The sequence below is a fragment of the Flagellimonas alvinocaridis genome (genome assembly GCF_004916895.1).
Classification (GTDB): domain Bacteria; phylum Bacteroidota; class Bacteroidia; order Flavobacteriales; family Flavobacteriaceae; genus Flagellimonas; species Flagellimonas alvinocaridis.
Map to the genome: position 1 here is coordinate 1 of NZ_SNTZ01000106.1, position 407 is coordinate 407.

The following is a 407-nucleotide window of genomic DNA, read 5'->3' on the forward strand; positions in this document are numbered from 1 at the left end:
ATTTTTTATTGAAGTTTTAAGAAAAAAAGATGTTCCGCGATATTCAAGAATAGACCTTAACTTAAACAAGTTAGGGGCTTGGACTTTTGATAATTTGTAAAATACATATGCTTGTGAGAAGGAGGATAATTCATCAAAATTCTGTGAATTATTATTACTAATATTATAAAAGGACTTTTGTATAGTTGAAATAAAGTTAATTGTATTTTGATTGGTTTTAGTACTTTTTTCGTGATTTTTTTTAGTATTGGAAATAGGTTTATCAATAATAGTTTTTATTGATTCAAGAAAAACTTTTTTATGTATTTTGGGAATATTAATGATAGATAGAAGGATATCTATATATATATTTTCAATGAAAAATTTTATAAAAAAATAAAATTTACGGATTATTCGAGCACTACGTC

At 23.1% G+C, this 407-nt stretch carries 1 protein-coding gene; it reads right to left on the reverse strand.

Annotated elements, in window-relative coordinates:
- The coding region (locus EZV76_RS17730) for a hypothetical protein (RefSeq protein WP_236640959.1) at positions 1 to 407 on the reverse strand (407 nt) is incomplete at both ends.